The sequence below is a fragment of the Aquimonas sp. genome, assembly GCF_044377145.1.
GTDB lineage: Bacteria > Pseudomonadota > Gammaproteobacteria > Xanthomonadales > Xanthomonadaceae > Aquimonas.
This window is the reverse complement of record NZ_JBILJQ010000023.1, coordinates 34323-54514: the sequence shown is the minus strand read 5'-3', so window position 1 is coordinate 54514 and position 20192 is coordinate 34323. Positions and strand designations below refer to the sequence as shown.

The following is a 20192-nucleotide window of genomic DNA, read 5'->3' as shown; positions in this document are numbered from 1 at the left end:
TGGCTGTGCGACGGCCGACCGCCGCCGCACATTCAAAGGGAGCGTGATGCAAAACGTATGCGCGCCCGGGGGACTGCTTGCCGACGCTCTCGGGCTTGCGGCGGGTACAAGCCCGTCGGCCTAACCCAAGCGGTCGCGCTGCGCCTGCAGGCCTTTCAGCTGGGTGCTGAAATCGGCGATGCGCTGGCGCTCCTGCACGACGACTTCTTCCGGTGCGTTGGCGACAAAGTTGGCATTGCCGAGCTTGCCCTGGCACTTGGCGATCTCGCCGCTGATGCGCTTGATCTCTTTGTCCAAGCGGGTGCGCTCGGCCTCCGGGTCGACCAGGCCTGCCAACGGAATCAGCAGGGTGAGCGCGCCGAGCACGGCAGGCGCGGCGGCTGGGGCGTCGGCCTCTGACGCAATTCGGGTCTGCGATTCCAGCTTGCACAGAAAACCAATCTGCGCGGCGAAGCGATCGAGCCGCGCGTGGTCGCTGGCGTCGCCGCCGGCCAGCAGCAAGGGCACCTGCTGGCTGGGCTTGAGCTGCAGCTCGCTGCGGATCTGGCGCAGCGCGCTGATCACCCGCTTCAGCCAATCGATATCGGCCTCGGACTGCGCGTGATCGGCCGCAGCGCTGGCCTCCGGGTAGGCGGCGCGGCTGATGCTCTCCGCGCTGCGGCCGAGCTTCGGCGCCACGTGCTGCCAGATCTCCTCGGTGACGAACGGGATCAGCGGGTGCAGCGCGCGCAGCAGGGTTTCCAGCACGTGCAGCAGGGTGTGGCGAGTGCTGTTCGCGGCTTCGGCATCGTCACCGCTGAGCGCGGGCTTGGCGAGTTCGAGGAACCAGTCACAGAACTCGTTCCAAGTGAACTCGTACATCGCCTGCGAGGCCAGATCAAAACGATAGCCGGCGAAGTGCGTGTGCACCTCGGCGACCATGCGATCGAGCTTGGCCAGAATCCAGCGCTCGGCGTCAGTGCGCGGCTGCGGTTGGCCTTCGAAGCTGGCCTCGCCGACATTCATCAGCGCGAAGCGCGCGGAGTTCCACAGCTTGTTGCAGAAGTTCTTGTAGCCCTCGCAGCGGTTCAGATCGAACTTGATGTCGCGGCCGTGGGTAGCGAGGCTGGCGAAGGTGAAGCGCAGCGCGTCGGCACCGAAGGCGGGAATGCCCTCGGGGAATTCCTTGCGCGTGGCCTTCTCGATCTTCGGCGCGTCCTGCGGCTTCATGAGGCCCGAGGTGCGCTTGGCCACCAGCGCATCGGCGCTGATGCCGTCGATCAGATCGATCGGGTCCAGCACATTGCCCTTCGACTTCGACATCTTCTGGCCCTGCGCATCGCGCACCAGGCCGGTGATGTAGACGTGCTTGAACGGAATCTGGTTGGTGAAGTGGTCGGTCATCATCACCATCCGGGCGACCCAGAAGAAGATGATGTCGAAGCCGGTCACCAGCACCGAGGACGGCAGGTAGCGCTCGAAGCCGCGCTCGCCCATGGCTGACGCATCCGGCCAGCCCTGGGTGGAGAAGGGCCAGAGTGCGGAGCTGAACCACGTCTCCAGCACATCCTTGTCCCTGCATAGGGTGGGTCTCGACCCACCGCTTTCCGCCGCGACCTTCGCGTAAGCCTCTTCCTCCGATCGCGCCACAACGATGTTGCCCGCCTCGTCGTACCAGGCCGGAATGCGATGCCCCCACCAGAGCTGACGGCTGATGCACCAGTCCTGGATGTTTTCCATCCAGTGGCGATACGTGTTGATCCAGTTCGGCGGCACGAACTCGATCGTGCCGTTCTCGACCAGCTCCAGCCCGCGCTTGCCCATCGTGTCCATGCTCACGAACCACTGGTCGGTGAGGTAGGGCTCGATCACCTGACCGGTGCGGTCGCCACGCGGCACCATCAACTTGTGCTTCTTCTCCTCCAGCAGCCAGCCCTCGGCTTCGAGGTCGGCAAGCACCACCTTGCGCGCAGCGAAGCGGTCGAGGCTGCGGTACTTCTCCGGACCGTTGTCGTTGATCGCGGCATCGTCGGTCAGGATGTTGATCATCGGCAGGCCATGCCGCTGGCCCACCGCATAGTCATTGAAGTCATGCGCAGGCGTGACCTTGACGCAGCCGGTGCCGAAGGCCTTGTCGACGTAGGCGTCGGCAATGATCGGGATCTCGCGGTTCGACAGCGGCAGGCGCACCGATTGGCCGATCAGGCTCACGTAGCGCGCGTCTTCCGGATGCACCATCACCGCGGTGTCGCCGAGCATGGTTTCGGGGCGGGTGGTGGCGACGACCAGGTAGTCGCGGGTCTCGCGCAGGGTTTCGATGCCCTCGGCATCGACCTCGACGTGCTCGTAGCTGGCGCCACCCGCCAGCGGGTAGCGGATCGACCACAGCCGGCCTTCCTCTTCCTCGCTGACGACTTCGAGGTCGGAGATCGCGGTCTTCAGCACCGGGTCCCAGTTGACCAATTTCTTGCCGCGGTAAATGAGCCCTTGCTCGTACAGCTTCACGAAGCACTCGATGACCGCTTTCGAGGGCATCGGGTCCATGGTGAAGCTGCTGCGCGACCAGTCGCCCGAGGTGCCCATGCGGCGCATCTGCCGCTCGATGGTGTCGCCGGACTCCTGCTTCCAGGCCCAGACGCGCTCGATGAAGCCGTCGCGGCCCAGGCTGTCGCGGGTCTCGCCCTTGCCTTCAAGCGCGAGGTTGCGGCTGACCACCATCTCGGTGGCGATGCCGGCGTGGTCGGTGCCCATCTGCCACAGCGTGTCGAAGCCGCGCATGCGGTGGTAGCGCACGAGAGTGTCCATCAGCGTGTGCTGGAACGCGTGGCCCATGTGCAGGGTGCCGGTGACGTTCGGCGGCGGCAGCAGGATGCTGTAGGCCGGGCCGGTGCCGGTCGGCTTGAAGCAGCCGCTCTGTTCCCAGCGTGCGTACCAGCTCGATTCGAAATCCTGCGGGTTGAAGCTCTTGTCCATGCGCGCGTTCGATGGGGCCGACAGCGCATGGATGCGCGCGGCGCCCGCTCCTGAATCAAAGGGGGGCCAATTGTAGGGGAGGGGGCTTGAGGTCGGAAGCGCGGGGCGGCGGGGAATGGGGATTCGGGATTCGGGATTCGAAGCGGGAGCTTCGGCTCCGGCTGGCCAGCCCAAGCCCCTTGCCGGCTTTGGTCTGATGCAGAAGCGCCAGCATCAAGCGCTTCGCTGCACAACACCGGGCGGTGAGCCGCGCTACACCCAAGCCCGACCTCGCCAACCCTCGGCCATCCCGAATCCCGAATCCCGTCCGCTCCATCCGACCTCCAAGGTGACTTTAGACAGGGCTCCAACATGACCGCGGTCACCTGCCCGCGGCGAGGCACGCCGCGGAGACTGTCTCCACCGGCCGCAAGGTCCTGCCACTGGAGACACCCATGTCGATGTCCACTGCCTTCCGCCCCCGCGTTCGCATCGCCGCTGTGGCGGCCGCGCTGTTCGCGAGCTCATTCGCCTCCGCCGGCACGCTGGAAGTCGAGATCACCGATATCCGCAGCACCGAGGGCCAGCTGATGGTGGCGGTCCACGGCAGCACCGGAGGCTGGGATGGCAAGGGCGAGCCTGCGGCGGCGCAGCTGCATTCACCCACCGGGGACACAGCGGTGCTGAGGTTCGAGGGCCTGGCGCCCGGCAGCTATGCGGTGCAGGTGATGCACGACCAGAACGGTAACGGCAAGCTCGACGCCAACTTCATGGGCATGCCGATCGAGGGCTATGGTTTCAGCAACAACCCCGAAGTGATGCGCAAGGCCACGTTCGACGAAGCCCGCATCGAGCTGGTCGAGGCCGGCACCCGCATCCAGCTGCGTCTGCGCTGATAAACAGGAAGCCCGCCATGGACCGTCGTCGTTTCCTGGGTTCACTGGCTGCCGCAGCCGGCGGCCTGATGCTGTCGCCGCGCCTGCTGCGCGCCGACAGCGCCATCGATGCGTTTGCCCGCAGCCGCGCTGCGCATCCCTACCTCGCGGGCTGGCAGAGTATTGACGGCGAGGCCTTCGGGCCTAGCAAAGTCGCACTGGAAGGCCGCTTGCCCGAAGGTCTGGCCGGCACCCTGTATCGCAATGGGCCGGCCCTGTTCGAGCGTGGCGGCCAGCGTTATAGCCACTGGTTCGATGGCGATGGCCTGGTGCACGCCTGGAAGATCACACCGCGCGGGGTCGAGCATCGCGCGCGGATGGTCAGCACGTCGAAGTACCAGCGTGAGGACAAGGCGGGGCGCTTCGTGCTGCCGGCAGCCGGTTCGCGGGTCGAGGCTGCAGTTGCGGTCCGCAACAACGATGACGTCAATGTCGCCAACACTGCGGTCACCGTGATCGACGGTCGTTTGTTCGCGCTGTGGGAGGCCGGTTCGGCCTACGAGCTGCATCCCGATACGTTAGTCACGCTGGGTCCGGTGACCTGGGCACAGGGCATGGAGTCCGCACCGTTCTCTGCGCACCCGCTGCGCGAAGTCGATGGCTCGCTGTGGAACTTCGGTTCGCTGGACGTGCTCGGCGGCAGCGGGCTGCTGATCTGGCGAATCGGCGCCGACGGGCAGTTGCTCAAGCATCAGCTGCTGCCAACACCCGCACCCGGCTATCTGCACGCGTTTGCGATGACGCAGAAACATCTGCTGTTCGTGCTGACGCCCTATCGCATGGGCGACAGCGGGCCGTTCTTCGAGCGGCTGAAGTTCGCGCCCGATTTGCCTTGCCGGATCGCGGTGGTGCCCAAGGATGCACTCGACGCCCCGCGCTGGTTCGAAGCCGACTTCGGCATGGCCTACCACTTTGGCGATGCCTTCGAACGCGACGGCGTGATCGAGCTGCGCGCGGTGCTGCACGAGGACAGTGCCGAGGCGGTGTCGCCGATGGCCGCGGCGATGCGCGGCGAGCATGAGCCGATCGTCGAAGGCGAGGGGGCGCGTCTGAGCAGCCTGTGTATCGACCTTGCCGCCGGTCACGCGCGCTGGGTCGATCAAGGCCTGCGCGGGCTGGAGTTCCCGCAGTTCGATCCACGCAGCGCGGGTGATCGCGGCGCAATGCTGTACGCACCGCTCACTGTGGGCGCGCGCGACGTGCCGTACGCGAACGCAGTGGCGGCGATCGATGCCGAGCGCGGCACGCGCACGGTGCATCACTACGGCGCGCGAGTTCTGGCCGAAGAGCATGTGTTCGTGCCCAGGCCCGGCAGCGACCGGGCCAACGCCGGCTGGCTGCTCGGCACTGTGCTGGACAGCGACCGCGACCGTACCGGCCTTGCGGTGCTCGATGCCGAGCGCATTGAAAACGGCCCGTTGGCGACAGTCTGGCTGCAGCGCAGCTTTCCGCTGGGCTTTCATGGGCATTTCAATCCCGGCTGAACTGTTCGTCCGGGCGCAAAGGCGCCATTGGCTTCGGTGTGCAGCGGCGCAAAGCCGCTGCGCCAGACGAACGCGCGCGCTGGACCCAGCGCCAGGCGCATGGCGCCGGCCTTGCGCGAGCGGCTGTTTCTGCATGCAGTCATGGCCAAGGCACAGCGCATGCGCTTTGTCGGCAGCCGCGGGTTCTGCTGTCGGAACGGCGACCCTGCGTCGTTTGAATGGCCTTGTCTGCAGTCGGCAGTCGGCAGGCAGCGCTCCGGTCACTGCGCAATGAATCCTTCAACTGGTTGCCATGTCGGCGACACGCGCACTCCGCAATCGACGCGGAGCATGCGCGCAGGGGACGGCAGGCCATGTGCTTCGCGTCCCTGACCTGACCCAGCCCGGAGCCTTCCCATGAACACCTATTCACCCCGCCGCCGCCAACGCCTGCGTGCGTTTGCCTCAAGCCTGGGGCTCTGCCTCTTTGCCGCCCTGATCTCGCCTGTGGCCCTGGTCGAGACCGCGCACGCCGCGCGCGAGGGCGAGTGCGACATCAATCCATTCCCTGACAAGAACCCCGGCCCTGGCAGCCTGCGTCGAATCCGTCCGATCGAGCCGCCCGATCTTTCGACCTATGTGGTCAATCGTTCGATGGCGATCGCGCTGGGCAAGGCCTTGTTCTGGGACATGCAGGTCGGCAGCGACGGCGTGCAGTCCTGCGCCAGCTGTCACTTCCGCGCCGGTGCCGATCCACGCTCGGTCAACCAGATCGCGACCGGCGGTCTCGACAACGCGCAGACCACGTTTGAGCTGGCCGGCCCCAACCACGCGCTGCAGCCGTCCGATTTTCCGCTGCATTCGCTGGCGGATCCGAACGACCGCTTCTCGCAGCTGCTGCGTTCGGTGGACGACGTGGTCTCCTCGCAGGGCATGAAGCTCAACCGTTTCGAGGGCGCCGAGCGCGGCGCCAGCGCCGATCGCGGCAGCCCGCTGGCGGATGCGGTCTACCAGGTGCACGGTGCCAATGTGCGGCGGGTGGAACCGCGCAATACGCCTACCGTGATCAATGCGGCGTTCGCGCGCCGTTCGTTCTGGGACGGCCGCGCCGACCAGGTGTTCAACGGCGTCAACGAGCACGGCGCGCGTGACGCCGATGCGCGTGTGGTGCGGGCAGATCTGCCGCATGCGCCGCAGTTCGTGCAGGTGCGCATCGAACCCGGTGCGATGGCCTCGCAGGCGGTGGCGCCGGTGGGCAGTGACTTCGAGATGTCGTTCCGCGGCCGTCGCTTTCTGGACGCCGGGCGGCGCCTCGCCAGTGCGACGCCGTTGGCCAAGCAGAAGGTGGCCTGGGACGACAGCGTGCTGGTGGGCTTGACCTCCAGCACGCCGTTCCAGCAGCGTCCCGGCCTGAACCTGCGCTACGAGACCCTGGTCAAGGCGGCTTTCCATCCGCGCTGGTGGAACTCCAACCGCATCGTGCATGTGGCGGGCGACGGCAGCCGCAGCCTGCGCGCGCATCCGGGCCGGCCGCTGCGCAGTGATGAGTACAGCCTGATCGAGTACAACTTCTCGCTGTTCTTCGGCCTGGCGATCCAGCTGTACGAGAACACTCTGATCTCGGACGACGCACCCATCGACCGCTATTTCGAGGGTCAGCACAGCGCGCTCACCGCCGCTCAATTGCGCGGCTTGGCGCTGTTCACCAGCCAGACCGCGCCTGCCGCCTGCTCGGCCTGCCATGCCGGCGCCGAGTTCACCAATGCCTCGCTGCGGATCCTGCTCGGCGCCGAGGGCGAGCCCGGTGAGATCGTCGAGCGCATGCTCAACGGCGAATGCGAGACGGTGGTGTACGACCAGAGCTTCTACAACATCGGCGTACGCCCGACCTGGGAGGATCTGGGCCTCGGCGCGCGCGACCCGTTCGGCAATCCGCTGTCGGTATCCGAACTCTTGACGATGGACCCTGCCCAGGTCGCCAGCCCGGAGCTGCTGGGCCAGGCCTACCCGAACATCGCCAACCCGCCGCTGGCGCGCGGCGAGCGCACCTCGACCATGGGCGCCTTCAAGGTGCCGAGCCTGCGCAATATCGAGCTGACCGCGCCGTACTTCCACAACGGCGGTGAGCTGTCTCTGCACGATGCGGTGCGCTTCTACAACCGCGGCGGCAACTTCCGCGAGGCCAATGTGCAGTTCATCGATTTCGAGATCGGCGCGCTCGGGCTCAGCGAAGCGCAGGTCGACGATCTGGTCGCCTTCATGAAGGCCTTGACCGACGAGCGCGTGCGCCGCCGCAGCGCGCCGTTCGACCACCCGCAGCTGTTCGTGCCCGATGGCGCCCTGCGATATCCCGATGGCCGCGTGGTGCGCGAGGCTGACGGCAGCGCTCGCGACCGCATGCGCGAGATCCCGGCGGTGGGCCGTCAGGGTGGTGCGGTGCTGCCCGGATTCCTTGAGGGGATCTGAGCCTGAGTCAGCGGCAGACCACCGCAGGGCGAGCGCAAGGGCGCCCGCCCTGCGGTGGATGGATACTTCGGTATGTCGCTGAATTGAGCGTGGCGCGCGTCTGACACGCGCGACCACCTCGCGATGCGGGCGCGGCCGTGCTCAGCGACCCCATCGATAGCGCAGCAGCACGCGCAGGCTCCAATAGGCGTCGTGCTCACGCGCGCTACCGCGCCGTTCGACCTCCAGCGGTACGTACAGCGTCTCGACGGCGGCCTCCCAGTGCGTGCCGAACGGCTGGGTTGCGCCGACTGCGAGATAGGGCGCAGAGCCGCTGCTGGCCAGCTGCGGCTGGCTGATCAGCCCGGCCGAGCGAGCGTTGACCTGCACTTCCGGCTCGAAGCGCGCGAAGCCCAGGCTGGCGTGCCCACGCAGGCCTTGCCGATCGCCCCATTCGAGATTCGACTCCAGCGCGTGATAGCGCATGCGGATGCGGTCGTCCGAGGGCTCGATGCAGCCGTAGCGGTTGATGCTGCGGTCGGGATTGCCGGCCAGCTGCCGTGGGCAGGTGATATCGCCCTGCACCTGGCCGTATTGGCCGTGCACACGCAGCGACAGCCGCCAGCGCTCGCGCTCAAGCAGTGAACGCCCCAGCCCGAGCGCGAACAGCTCGCGCGCACGCGCGCCATCGATCCGCAGCGGTGGCGTCCAACCCAGTTCAAGCACCCAGCCCGCCGGCAGACCCAGGCCCGCCCGCAGCCGCCCGAACAGCGGCGATTTGTTGAGGTCTTCGTCCTTCAGCCCGCCGAAGCCCACTCGCTGCTGCGCTTCGCTCAACGTCGGGATGCTGCCGAGTTCGGCGCTCGCACTCAGCTCGCCCGGCGCCAGCACGGGCACGCTGCCGAAGCCGGTCATCAGGCTGGACGCGGTGACCCAGGCCATCGCCCAGCCCTCGGGGGTGTCGAAGGCGACGCGCTCGCGGCTGTTGTCGATCAGCTGCGCATGCACCGGCGCGGCCAGCGCGAGGCTGCAGAACAGGGCAAGCGCAGGCCGGCGCAGGGTGTTGGAACGCGGGCGTTGTGGCGATGGACGGCTGGGCATGGTCGAGCGCTTCCGGGGCTGTGATGCCAAAGCCTAGTGCAGCCACATTGCAATGTCTCGTCGGTCCTGCCACAGGTCTGCAATACTGCCGGCGCAGACTTCGACTTCATCCACCATCACGCGTGCACCGTCATGACCCACCGTCTCCTGCGTTCGCTGCTCGCGCTGATCTTGCTCGGCGCGTTGCCTCTTGCGGCATTGGCGCAGACCGCCGCGCCCGATCCGCAACGCGGCCAGCAGCGCTATCGCGAGGTGTGCGGGCAGTGCCACGAGCTGGACCCGCGCCGCGACCGGCCACAGCAGGCGATTGGAGTGCCGGACGGCGTGCGGGTAGCGCTACAGACGATCTCGCCGATGCGCTTCCTGCAGACGCAGGTGAGCGAGCGCGACATCGTCGACATCCAGGCGTGGCTCAACACGCTCGCCCCCGGCGCGATCCGCGACATCCGCGCACTCAGCGGCAACTGGTACGAGCCCGCAAGTTCGGGCCAGGGCTTTACCCTGTCGGTGCTGGAGGGCGATGTCATCGTGGTGACCTTCTACGGCCACCGCAACGACGGCAGCAACCTGTTCCTCGTCGGTAACACCGTCAAGCAGCCGCGCTATGGCGAGGTCTTCAGCATTCCCCTGCTGGCAGTCGAAGGCGGCCGCTTCGGTGGCTTCAATCCGGCGGACATCCGTCGCCCGCCCTGGGGAAGACTGGATCTTCGATTCATCGATTGTCGCCGCGCTGAAGCTGTGCTCGACGGCCGCGACGGGCGTCAGCAGCTGCAGTTGATCCAGCTGACCCCGCTGCCGGGGCTGAGCTGCGACTGAGGCGGGATCGAAGCGCTCGCGCGCTTCGGCTCAGGCGCTGAACGATTGGCGAGTGCGTCGCGTTTGCTTGCATTCCCCGCCGGGTGTCCCGCCTCAAGCGCGCGGGTGCGTGTTGGCGTGAGCGTGCGCACGCGCACCGCGGCGGGCGCCGATCGGCGCGGGCCGTGCGAGCCCTCTCGACGGCCGAAAGGACGGTGGTCAGAAGGACGACTGCATCGCGAGGGTCTACCCGCATCGCGAGGGTCTGCGTGGCAGCGCGCAGACCTTTCGGCGCGGCGTAGCTGAGGCAACACGGATCAAGCACTGCCGTGCCCTGTCCGCGAGCGCGCCGTCCATGGCGCTTGGCAAGGCTGAAGTCTTCAGCCTTGCCCTAAGCTCGCGTCAACCGCGCGCGGTTGACGGATTGGCGGGTTGTCGCGAGTGGCGTGCGCATCCACAGTGCGCGCCCCAACGCACCTCGCCGGAGCCCCGATGTCCCAGGACAGCCACCGCCTGCATCTGCAGTTCACCAGTGCCGCGCCGCAGCGCCTGTTCGAGCGCTGGCTCGCCGCTTATGTCGAGGGAGATGGCGAGGCGCAGCAGCGTTGGGGTCGCATGCTGGGTCTGCAGAGCGATACGCTCACCGCGGATGCGTGGTTCAACGTCGAGAGCGCGTTCGATGGCATGGGCTGCGTGGTGAACTACGACACCCGCACGTCGGACGATCCGCCGCTGCGCCTGCTGCAGGGCCTGTACGCGCGCGGCCTGCTGGGTGGCGTGGTGCTCAGCACGTTTCATGGTCAGGTGGGCGAGCGCAGTGCGCTGCTGTTCGATGCAGGCCAGCAGGTGGGCTCGCCGCAGCTGCGCGCGCGGCGGCCTGAGCTCGGGCACCTCATCGATGCGCTGGAGCAGAACCTGGACGAGGGCGACGATGCGCCATCGGCGCGCGGACCCGATACGCCGCGGCCGATCTCTGCGCTGATCGCGGAGCAGGACAAACAGCGCCGGGAGGCGGAAGCCGCCGTCGATGCCGTGCGCGATCTGGTCAAGGCGGCACGCGCGAGCGGCAGCTCTCCGCTGGAACTGCTGCAGGCCGTAAGCCTCGTGGGGCGACTGCTGCGCATGGCCGCGTGGGGGCTGGGCTCGCTGGTGGTGGGCGGTCTGCTGCTGGCCTACACGCCGCTGCGCTGGTGGGCGCTGCCGCTGCTGCTGTGGGCCCTGCTGAGCTACCGGTTTTACTGGCGCGAGCTGGGCAAAGACCGCTGGACGCGGGCGAACTGGAGCTACCACCTGTTTGTCTGGCTGACTCCGGTGGTGCTGGTCGGCGGATTCCTCGCGCTTGAACCCGTCGCCCTGCAGTGGGCGTATGCCAGCGTCTCCGGCCTGCTCGCAGGGCTGATGCTGTGGACCTTGGGCGATGCGCTGTTCGGTGCGTCAGATTCCGATGCGCTGAGCGAACCCGCCAGCCTCGACGCGGTTGCAGCTGATGAAGCCCCGCCGGCGCGATGGATGGAAGTGCTGGGCACCGTCGTGCTGTCGCTGCCGTCCTTCATCGCGGCGCTGCTGGGCGTGCTGTGGAGCCTGCGGCTGCCAGTGGTGCAGGGCTGGCTGGGCTGAGAGCGTGTGAGAACCATCCGCCTACTGCGGCTGCCTCTGGACGCCCGTATCGGCAGCGCGCGACGCGAGTTCCGCGGTCATTGGGTTCACCAAACACCCTTGAATTCGCGTCGCGCGCTTTGCCACGAACGCCCAGAGACGCCCTCGCTACGGCGTCTGGATTCTTCACACGCTCTGAGCGCCTGCGGAAGCCTTGCGTCGATTGCGGCTCGCGCGCGAGGTCCGCGGCGGTGAGCCATGAATACTCCGCCCGAGGGCAGGGCATCGAGCCGCTTCGCGGCAGCCCGCACATCGCACACGTCACCTGAGCTGGCGTGTTCAGCGATGGCCTGCGCTGACCGACGCGATCTGCATGCGCTGCCGCCCGTGCACCGCTCGCAGCGAACTCATGGCCACACCTGCTGCGGCAGCGGTCGGCTGCAGCGCTCGACTACATGTCGTGCTTGTTGAGCGCGTAGCCCAGCGCCTTGTACTGGCTCCAGCGCGCGCGCAGCGGCTCGCGTGCTGAAGGGTCTGCAGGCACCACTTCCAGCACCCGCTCGAACGGCGGCGGGGCGACTTCGTCGCGCAGGTTCAGCACCAGCGGCCGCGACGGTGTATCGACGCCGGGCGGTACGATCAACACCGGAGTGATCTCATCGTCTTCGTCCATCCCGGCGACCTGATGCGGGATGTAGGCCTCGTCGTCGAACTCCCACAGCAGCTGGTCGATCTCCTCGGCCTGTTCCTCCGAGCGCGCCAGGATCAGCAGCGGCTGGCCTGAGGCATAGCCGCGTTTGACCAGCTCGCAGACAAGCTTCAGCGGCTCCTCAAGGAAGCGCGGTTTGGCGATCAGGTAGAAGTCGGCGCGCATGTGAGAGCTGGGAATGGGGAATCGGGAATGGGGAATCGTTTGAAGCACTGACTTTGACACTGACGGAGCGACGAACCGAGCGGGCTTCGATCAAGCAAGCGTCGGGCGCCCTGGCGCCCGACACAAGACCATCGATTCCCGATTCCCAACTCCCGATTCCCGGCTCCTAGGATTTGGAGCAAAGCCACTCCACCAGCAGCGGCACCGGTCGCCCGGTGGCGAGGCCCTTGCGGCCTTCGTCCCAGGCGGTGCCGGCGATGTCGAGGTGGGCCCAGCGCTGGCCTTCGGTGAAGCGGGCGAGGAAGCAGCCGGCGGTGATGGCGCCGGCCCACTTGCCGCCGATGTTGGCCATGTCGGCGAAGCCGGAGTCGAGCAGGGGCTGGTAGTCGTCCCACAGCGGCAGGCGCCAGGCGCGGTCGTGGACCTGTTCACCGGCGGCGAGCAGCTCGTTGGCGAGATCGTCGTGCTTGCTCATCAGCCCGTGCGGAAACTTGCCGAGCGCGACCACGCAGGCGCCGGTGAGCGTAGCGACATCGATCAGGGCCTGCGGCTCGTACTTCTGCGCGTAGGTCAGCGCATCACACAGGATCAAGCGGCCTTCGGCGTCGGTGTTGAGCACCTCGATGGTCTTGCCCGACATCGAGGTCAGCACGTCGGAGGGGCGATACGCATGCGCGTCAGGCATGTTCTCGACCGCCGGCACCACGGCGACGAGGTTGATGTTCAGGCCGAGCTTGGTGACCGCCAGGAAGGTCCCGATCACCGACGCGCCGCCGCACATGTCGAACTTCATTTCTTCCATGCCGGGGCCGGGCTTCAGGCTGATGCCGCCGGTGTCGAAGGTGATCGCCTTGCCGACCAGCGCATACGGGCGCTGATCATTGGCGCCGCCGGCGTACTTCAGCACGATCAGCCGCGGCAGGTTGCCGCTGCCGGCGGCCACGCCCAGCAGCGAGCCCATGCCCAGCGCCTGCATCTGCTCGCGCTCCAGCACTTCGACACTGACCTTGTCGTGGCTGGCGGCGATGCCGCGCGCGGTTTCGGCGAGGTAGGCCGGCGTGCAGATGTTCGGCGGCAGGTTGCCGAGTTCGCGGCACAGGCGCACGCCTTCGGCGATCGCATTGGCCTGCAGCAGCACGCCGGCATGAGCGGCATCGCCGTGCAGATGCAGGGTGTCGAGGCCGCTGTCGCCGCTGCTCTTCTTGGTGGCGGTGTATTTGTAGCTGGCGTGATCGGCAGCAAGGCCGGCCTGGCGCAGGGCCCAAGCGGCATCTCGGCCCTGCACGGGCAGCGCAGTGAGGGTCAGCAGGGCGTGTTTGGCCGGGGTGCCCGAGAGCGCCTTGATCGCATCGGCGACGCCTTTCTGGAAGCGTCCGGCATCGAACTTGTTCGAGTCACCCAGGCCGATTGTCAGCACGCGTGTGGCCTTGCAGCCGGTGAGCCCGCGCAGCAGGCTGGTGCGCCCAGCCTTGCCGCTGATATCGCCGCCGCTCAGCCAAGCCGAGAGCTGGCCGCTGCAGCGTTCGTCGATCGCCTTGGCAGGCGCGCTCAGCCCGGCATCCTCGAACACTCCAAGGATCAGCGTGTCGACATCTGCGTCGGCGGGATGGGACTGGGTGAGGTTCAGCTTGAGTGCCATGGCTTTCCTGTAGATAGCGATCGGTGGATACTGCCGCGCCCCCGGCGACTCCTGCGGTCGGCCTGACTTGAGGGCGCATCAGAGCCCGCGATTCTAACAGCCCGCACCGTGGCGCCCGTCGCCGCAGTCTTCACGCCTTGCCCGCCCGCAGTGCCTGCGCTGCCATCCAGCCCGGAATCCCTCGTGTCGAGAGCCCAGTTTTCAGTTGCCGGCGGCGCCCTTCATCGCAGTGAGCGGCGTTGCGCCCGTAATCGCCGGGAGCGTAGCGGCCGCTGATGCGTCGAATTGATCGCTACGTATGGCGCGAGCTTGCCGGCGCCTTTGCCGCCGCCACACTGGTGCTGCTGATGGTCAGTTTCAGCGGCCTGTTCGCGGACCTGGTGAACAAGATCGCGCGCGGCAAGGTGCCTGCGGCGCTGCTGCTCTCGCAGGTCGGTCTGCGCTCGGTCGATATCCTGCCGCTGCTGCTGCCGCTGGGCCTGTTTCTCGGCGTGTTGCTGGGGCTGGGGCGTTTGTATCGCGACAGCGAGATGGCCGTATTGGCCTCAGTCGGGCTGGGCATCGGTGAGTTGAAGCGTGCCGTGCTGTGGCTGGCGCTGCCGGTGGCTGTGCTGGTCGGCATGAGCTCGCTGTGGCTGTCGCCGATGGCCCAGCGTGCGGCCACCCGCATGCTTGAGGACGCCAACAAATCGTTGCTGGTGGTCGGACTTGAGCCGGGGCGATTCGTCGAACTGCCGGGCCGCGATGCCGTGATCTATCTGTCCGACATGAGCGAGGACGGCAGCGAGTTCCGGCGACTGTTCGTGGCCAGCGAGCGCGACGGTCGGCTCGATGTGGTCACCGCGCGCACGGGTGAGCTGTTTCTCGAAAGCCAGGGCGACGAGCGCTATCTGTCGCTTCATGACGGCTTCCGGGTCGAGGGCGATCCCAACCGCTTGGACTACCGGATGATGCGCTTCGATCGCAACGACATCCGCGTGCCCGACAGCGAACGCGCCGATGTCGGCCGGCCAGAGTCGCAGCGCACTGTCGGCGCGCTGCTGGAGGCCAATGACGCTGCCAGCAAGGCCGAGCTGCACTGGCGGATGGCATCGCCCTTGGCCGCGCTGATCCTGTGCCTGTTGGCGCTGCCGCTGGCGCGCTCGCCGCCGCGAGCGACGCGCTACGGCGGAATGTTGATCGCGCTGCTCGCCTACGTGGTGTATCTCAACTTGCTCTTCATCGGCCGGGCCTGGATCGCCGACGGCACCCTGCCGGCACTACTGGGCTTGTGGTGGGTACACGCAACGGCTCTGTCGGTCGGGGCCTGGCTGCTGTGGCGGCAGTCCTCGGCCAATGCGCGCGGTGTGCCCGCACGGCCGCGCCGACGTCTGAAGGCACGCGCATGAGGGGTTTGATCCGGCGCAGCGACTGGCTGATCGCGATGCACGTGCTGAGCGCGCTGATGCTGACCTGGGGCGTGCTGCTCGGATTCGATGCGATGGGTGCGGTCGTCGACGAACTCGACGGAATCGGCGAGGGCGATTTCACCCTGGCAACCGCGTTCGGGCAGATGGCCCTGACCCTGCCACGCCGTGCCTACACCTTGTTTCCAACCGCTGCCCTGATCGGCTGCGTGCTGGGCCTGGGCAGCCTGGCATCGACTTCGGAGCTGACCGCGCTGCGCGCCGCCGGCATTCCGCGCTGGCGCATCTCCGCCGCCGCTGCCAGCCTGGTTGCCGTGCTGACCGGCGTGATGGTGCTGTCGGCGGAGACCATCGGACCCTGGGGCGATCACGCCGCGCGAGCGCTGGTGGTGCAGGCCAAGTCGCAGGACATTGCGCTGGCTCGACAGTCCGGTTTGTGGGCACGCGAAGGCGACGTGTTCCTGAATGCGCGGCGCGGCTCGGTGCAGGGCCAGGGCGGGCTGTCGAAGGTGGTGCTGGACGATGTGCGCCTGTTCGAGTTCGACCCTGAAGGCCGGCTGCTGTCGATCGCCCAGGCCGAGCGTGCCGAGCATCTGGGTGCCAGCTGGGATCTGCTCAATCTGCGCCGCACGCGCTTCTTTCCGCGCCACGTCGAATACGAGAGCGTCGAACGTGAGCGCTGGGACTCCAGCCTGAGCCCGGAGATCCTGAATTTCAGCATCACCCGCCCGCGCTACCTGGCCCTGCGCGAGCTCGACAGCAGCATCGACTACCTGACCCGCAACGAGCTCGACGCAGCCGGTTTCGTGGCCGCGTATTGGGCGCGGATCTTCTACCCTCTGAACGCGCTGGTGCTGTGTCTGGCAGTGATGCCGTTCGCCTTCGGCAGCCTGCGCAGCGGCGGGTTCGGCAAGCGACTGTTCCTCGGCATCGCGTTCGGTCTCGGCTATTTCCTGCTGCAGCGCCTGACGGTGAACCTGGCGGAGGTTTACCAGCAGCCGATCTGGCTGGCCAACCTGGTGCCGCCAGTGCTGCTGAGTGCCTACGCCTGGTGGGGATTCCGCAAGCAGTTCTGAAGGCAGAGGATCGCCGAGGCCGCAAACAGAAACGCCCGGGCTGGAAACAGCCCGGGCGTTTCGTTTGCGGTAGCCGCCGCCTAGCGCGGACGGGTCAGGCGGTTGAGGACCGGGGCGAGGATCAGCATGAACACGCCGGCCGCCAAGCCGATCCACATCATCTGGCCGAAGAAGTCGCCGTAGGTGGTCAGCGCCTTGGAGACATCGAAACTGCCGTCCGCTTCCGGAGCAATCGACGCCCAGGTGCCGAAACGGCCGGCGATCATTTCGCCGAAGGCCGAAAACAGGAACCAGGCACCCATCATCATCCCGACGACGCGCGGCACCGACAGGGTGGTGACCGCCGACAGACCGATCGGTGACAGCAGCAATTCCCCGGCGACCATCACGGCGTAGGCGGCGATCAACCAGCCCATGCCGACCAGGGCTCCGTCCTGGGCCGATGCCGTTGACCACTGCAGCACCCCCATCGCCAGTCCAACCAGCACCAAGGCCAAACCGAACTTGGCCGGCAGGCTGGGGTTCAAGCCTGCCCGGTCGAGGCGTGGCCACAGCCAGGCGAAGAACGGGCTGAATGCGATCACGCAGGCAGCGCCGAAGAAGGTTGTCTGCCCGGCGGTCCACTGGAAGCCCAGGAAGCTGCGGTCCATGACGCGTTCGGCGAATGCCACCCAGGGGCCGTAGCTCTGCTCGTACAGGCCCCAGAACAGGGCGCTGATCACGATAAGTACCATCAGCACGATCATGCGTCCGCGTTCGATCGCACTGATACCTGAGAAAAGGAAGAAGCCGAACCAGATGAACAGGCCGGCGCCCATCACGACCGCGACCACTTCGGTGAGCGTGACCTCGTGGCCTTCGAAGACCGCGCCCAGCCAGCCGAAGTCGAGGCGGGTCTGCAGTACCTGCCAGACCACCACCACGGTGACGACGCCAGCGAGGTAGATCAGCCATTCGCGCGACAGCCCGGCCAGCGCGGGTGCCCTCAGCAGCACGGGGTCGGCCGGTTCTGCGCGGCCCAACAGATGCTTCTGCCCCAGCACGAACTGGACCAAGCCGAGCGCCATCATCACGCCGGCCAAGGCGAAGCCGTAGCCCCAGCCGATCGTCTCGCCCACCCAGGCGACAACGATCGAGGACAGCGCGGCACCGACATTGATGCCCATGTAGAAAATCGTGAAGCCCGAGTCTCGACGCACGTCGCCGTCGGGGTACAGGCGACCGACGATGGTCGAGATGCTCGGCTTCAGAAATCCCACCCCGACCGCGATCAAGGCGAGGGCCGCGTACATGATCTGAATCGCCAGCGCATCCTGCTGCGCGGCGCCGACGCTGCCGCTGGCCTGGCTGCCGGTATAGGCCATGCCCAGCTGCCCCAGCACCAGCAGGGCGCCGCCGAAGATCACCGCTTTGCGCATGCCGAGATAGCGGTCAGCGAGGATGCCGCCGAGCAGGGGAAGGGCGTAGGCGAGCCCGGCATAGGTGCCCAGCAGCAGATAGCCGTTGCTGTCGGTGAACAGGTGGTGCTTGGTGAGGTAGAGGAACAACAGGGCCTTCATGCCGTAGAAGGCGAAGCGCTCCCACATTTCGGTCAGAAAGCAGACGTACAAACCCTTGGGGTGGCCGAAGAGTTCGCCGGAATCGGCGAGGGCAGGGGATTGGGACACGCGCGGCTCCAGCTGTGGATTCAGGGCTGTGGCGTTGCCGGAACATGCCTGCACGCCGCAGGGCGCCGCGAGTATAGCCACAGCCGCGATGCGCTCGATCCTGCACTGCAGTGCATGAGGTCGCCGCTCGCAGCCAAGAAGCCCATCCGGTTGGCAGCGGGCCGCGCTGCGACCTACCATGCCGGGTCTTTGACGGAGTCCATCCAATGTCTTCAGTGCTGTCGCGTCTGCTGTGCACGATCCTGTTTTCAAGCGCGAGTGTGTCCGCTGTCGCCGAGCGCGGCCTCGACGCCCGCGATCTGGTCGCGCTCGATCGCGTCTCCTCGCCGCTGCTGTCGCCGGATGGCAGCCAGCTGATGTACGCCCTGCGCGAGGCCGACGTTGCCAACAACCGCGCCACCACCGGTTTGTTCATCCGTGGCTTGGACGACGGCGCGCGTGTTCGGCGGCTGAATGCCGAAGGCAAGAGCGCCAGCAGCCCGAGTTTCTCACCGGATGGCAGCACCCTGTATTACCTCAGCGCCGAATCCGGCTCGATGCAGGTCTGGTCGGCCGCAGTGAAGGGCGGGGCGCCGAAGCAGGTCACCGACTATCCGCTGGATGTCGGCACCTACAGGCTGTCACCCGATGGCACGCGGCTGGCGCTGAGCTTCCGGGTGCACCCGGACTGCCCAGAGCTGAAATGCAGCACCGAGCGCAGTGCAGCGCTGGCCGCCGAGAAGGCCAGCGGCAAGACCTATGACCAGCTGTTCGTGCGCCACTGGGACAGCTGGAACGACGGCCTGCGCAATCACCTGTATGTCGCAGAGTTGAACAGAGGCCGCGCACGCGGCGAACCGCAGCGGATCAGCCGCGGTATCGACGGTGATGTGCCTTCAGTCCCGTTTGGTGGCGGCGATGACTACGCTTGGTCGCCGGATGGCCGCAGCCTGGTGTTCAGCGCGCGCATCGCCGGCCGCACCGAGCCGCAGTCGACCAACTTCGACCTGTTCCAGGCCGAGGTGGAGGGCAGCGCGGCGCCCCGCAATCTGACGCCTGACAACCCCGCCTGGGATGCCAACCCACTGTTCGCCGACGACGGCAAAACGCTGTACTACACCGCGATGGCGCGGCCGGGCTTCGAGGCTGATCGGATGGCGATCATGGCCCTCGATCTCGTCAGCGGCGAGCGTCGTGAAGTGGCCCCGGACTGGGATTTTTCCGCCGGTGCCTTGACCCTGCATCAGGGCGAGCTGTTCACCACCGCCAACCGCCTGGGTGAGCATCCGCTGTTCGCGATCAAGCCGGAATCCGGCGCCGCGCGCGTGGTGATCGGGGGCGGCAATGTCACCGGATTTGCGCTGCAGGGCGACACCCTGGTGTTCCAGCGCGACACGCTCATTGCGCCGGCACAATTGTTCACCAGCACACCGGCCGGTGGGGTGGAGCGCGCGCTGACCGATTTCAACCGCGAGCGCCTGGCCGACATCGGCATGGGCGAGTTCGAGCAGTTCAGCTTCGAAGGCCACGGTGGCGAGACGGTGTATGGCTTCACGGTCAAGCCCGTCGGCTATGTCGAGGGGCGCAAGTATCCGGTGGCCTTCATCATCCACGGCGGCCCGCAGGGTTCGATGGGCAACAGCTTCCACTACCGTTGGAACCCGCAGACCTACGCGGCCCGCGGCTACGGCGTGGTGTTCATCGACTTCCACGGCTCGACCGGCTACGGCCAGGCCTTCACCGATTCGATCTCGCAGGACTGGGGTGGCAAGCCGCTGGAAGACCTGCAGAAAGGCTGGGCCGCTGCGCTGAAGCGCTACGACTTCCTGGACGGTGAGCGCGCCTGCGCTCTCGGCGCCAGCTACGGCGGCTACATGGTCAACTGGATCGCTGGCCAGTGGGGTGAGGCTTGGGACTGTCTGGTCAGCCATGCAGGCGTGTTCGACACGCGGATGATGGGCTACAGCACCGAGGAACTCTGGTTCACCGAATGGGAAAACGGCGGCACCGTGTTCGAGAACCCGGCGGCTTACGAGCGTTTCAACCCGCTGCTGCACGTCGACAAGTGGAACACGCCGATGCTGGTGATCCACGGTCAATTGGACTACCGCATTCCGGTGGAGCAGGGCATCGCCGCATTTGCCGCGCTGCAGCGCCGCGACATACCGAGCCAGTTCCTGTACTTTCCCGATGAGAATCATTGGATTCTCAAGCCAGCCAACAGCATCCAGTGGCACGACAGCGTGCTGGCCTGGATGGATCGTTGGACCAAGGAGTAACGGGCA

General features: G+C 66.9%; 13 protein-coding genes. 8 read left to right on the top strand and 5 right to left on the bottom strand.

The window, feature by feature from the left end; all coding sequences use genetic code 11:
- Positions 1-120: 120 nt before the first annotated feature.
- Complete coding sequence (locus tag ACIQ7H_RS09260; protein WP_395790662.1) at positions 121-2952, bottom strand: valine--tRNA ligase; 2832 nt, start codon at positions 2950-2952, stop codon at positions 121-123.
- Between the two features lie 434 nt (positions 2953-3386).
- Between ACIQ7H_RS09260 and ACIQ7H_RS09255 the strand changes: the two genes are divergently transcribed.
- From ACIQ7H_RS09255 to ACIQ7H_RS09245, 3 genes are all read left to right on the top strand, one after another.
- On the top strand, positions 3387-3827 hold the full coding sequence (locus tag ACIQ7H_RS09255; RefSeq protein ID WP_395790660.1) for a DUF2141 domain-containing protein: 441 nt from the start codon (positions 3387-3389) through the stop codon (positions 3825-3827).
- Between the two features lie 17 nt (positions 3828-3844).
- Positions 3845-5350 (top strand): carotenoid oxygenase family protein, encoded by a 1506-nt coding sequence (locus ACIQ7H_RS09250; RefSeq protein ID WP_395790658.1) that lies wholly within the window; start codon positions 3845-3847, stop codon positions 5348-5350.
- 396 nt (positions 5351-5746) lie between these two features.
- Entirely contained in the window at positions 5747-7795 is a 2049-nt protein-coding gene (locus ACIQ7H_RS09245; protein WP_395790656.1) for a cytochrome-c peroxidase, read from the top strand.
- A gap of 141 nt (positions 7796-7936) precedes the next feature.
- Here the strand turns inward: ACIQ7H_RS09245 and ACIQ7H_RS09240 are convergent, their stop codons facing one another.
- The gene (locus ACIQ7H_RS09240) at positions 7937-8875 is read right to left on the bottom strand and encodes a hypothetical protein (protein WP_395790654.1); all 939 of its coding nucleotides are present in this window, start codon (positions 8873-8875) and stop codon (positions 7937-7939) included.
- A gap of 132 nt (positions 8876-9007) precedes the next feature.
- Between ACIQ7H_RS09240 and ACIQ7H_RS09235 the strand changes: the two genes are divergently transcribed.
- Both ACIQ7H_RS09235 and ACIQ7H_RS09230 read left to right on the top strand, forming a co-directional pair.
- A complete protein-coding gene (locus tag ACIQ7H_RS09235) occupies positions 9008-9691 on the top strand; it encodes a c-type cytochrome (RefSeq protein WP_395790652.1) in 684 nt (227 codons plus the stop codon).
- A 471-nt stretch (positions 9692-10162) separates the two neighbouring features.
- Entirely contained in the window at positions 10163-11287 is a 1125-nt protein-coding gene (locus ACIQ7H_RS09230; protein WP_395790650.1) for a hypothetical protein, read from the top strand.
- 430 nt (positions 11288-11717) lie between these two features.
- Here ACIQ7H_RS09230 and ACIQ7H_RS09225 read toward each other — a convergent pair whose 3' ends face one another.
- On the bottom strand, positions 11718-12140 hold the full coding sequence (locus ACIQ7H_RS09225) for a DNA polymerase III subunit chi (protein WP_395790648.1): 423 nt from the start codon (positions 12138-12140) through the stop codon (positions 11718-11720).
- A gap of 166 nt (positions 12141-12306) precedes the next feature.
- The gene (locus tag ACIQ7H_RS09220; protein ID WP_395790646.1) at positions 12307-13779 is read right to left on the bottom strand and encodes a leucyl aminopeptidase; all 1473 of its coding nucleotides are present in this window, start codon (positions 13777-13779) and stop codon (positions 12307-12309) included.
- Between the two features lie 275 nt (positions 13780-14054).
- On the opposite strand from ACIQ7H_RS09220, the gene lptF reads away from it, so the two are divergent.
- Together lptF and lptG are read left to right on the top strand one after the other, a co-directional pair.
- Complete coding sequence (lptF, locus tag ACIQ7H_RS09215) at positions 14055-15167, top strand: LPS export ABC transporter permease LptF (RefSeq protein ID WP_395790644.1); 1113 nt, start codon at positions 14055-14057, stop codon at positions 15165-15167.
- Positions 15164-16261: an LPS export ABC transporter permease LptG gene (lptG, locus tag ACIQ7H_RS09210; RefSeq protein WP_395790642.1), complete on the top strand. Its 1098-nt coding sequence runs from the start codon at positions 15164-15166 to the stop codon at positions 16259-16261. Before lptF ends, lptG begins: the two co-directional genes overlap by 4 nt.
- 80 nt (positions 16262-16341) lie before the next feature.
- Here lptG and ACIQ7H_RS09205 read toward each other — a convergent pair whose 3' ends face one another.
- Positions 16342-17928, bottom strand: coding sequence for a peptide MFS transporter (locus ACIQ7H_RS09205; RefSeq protein WP_395790640.1), 1587 nt, complete (start codon positions 17926-17928; stop codon positions 16342-16344).
- A 206-nt stretch (positions 17929-18134) separates the two neighbouring features.
- Between ACIQ7H_RS09205 and ACIQ7H_RS09200 the strand changes: the two genes are divergently transcribed.
- Positions 18135-20186: a prolyl oligopeptidase family serine peptidase gene (locus tag ACIQ7H_RS09200; RefSeq protein WP_395790638.1), complete on the top strand. Its 2052-nt coding sequence runs from the start codon at positions 18135-18137 to the stop codon at positions 20184-20186.
- Positions 20187-20192: the final 6 nt, after the last annotated feature.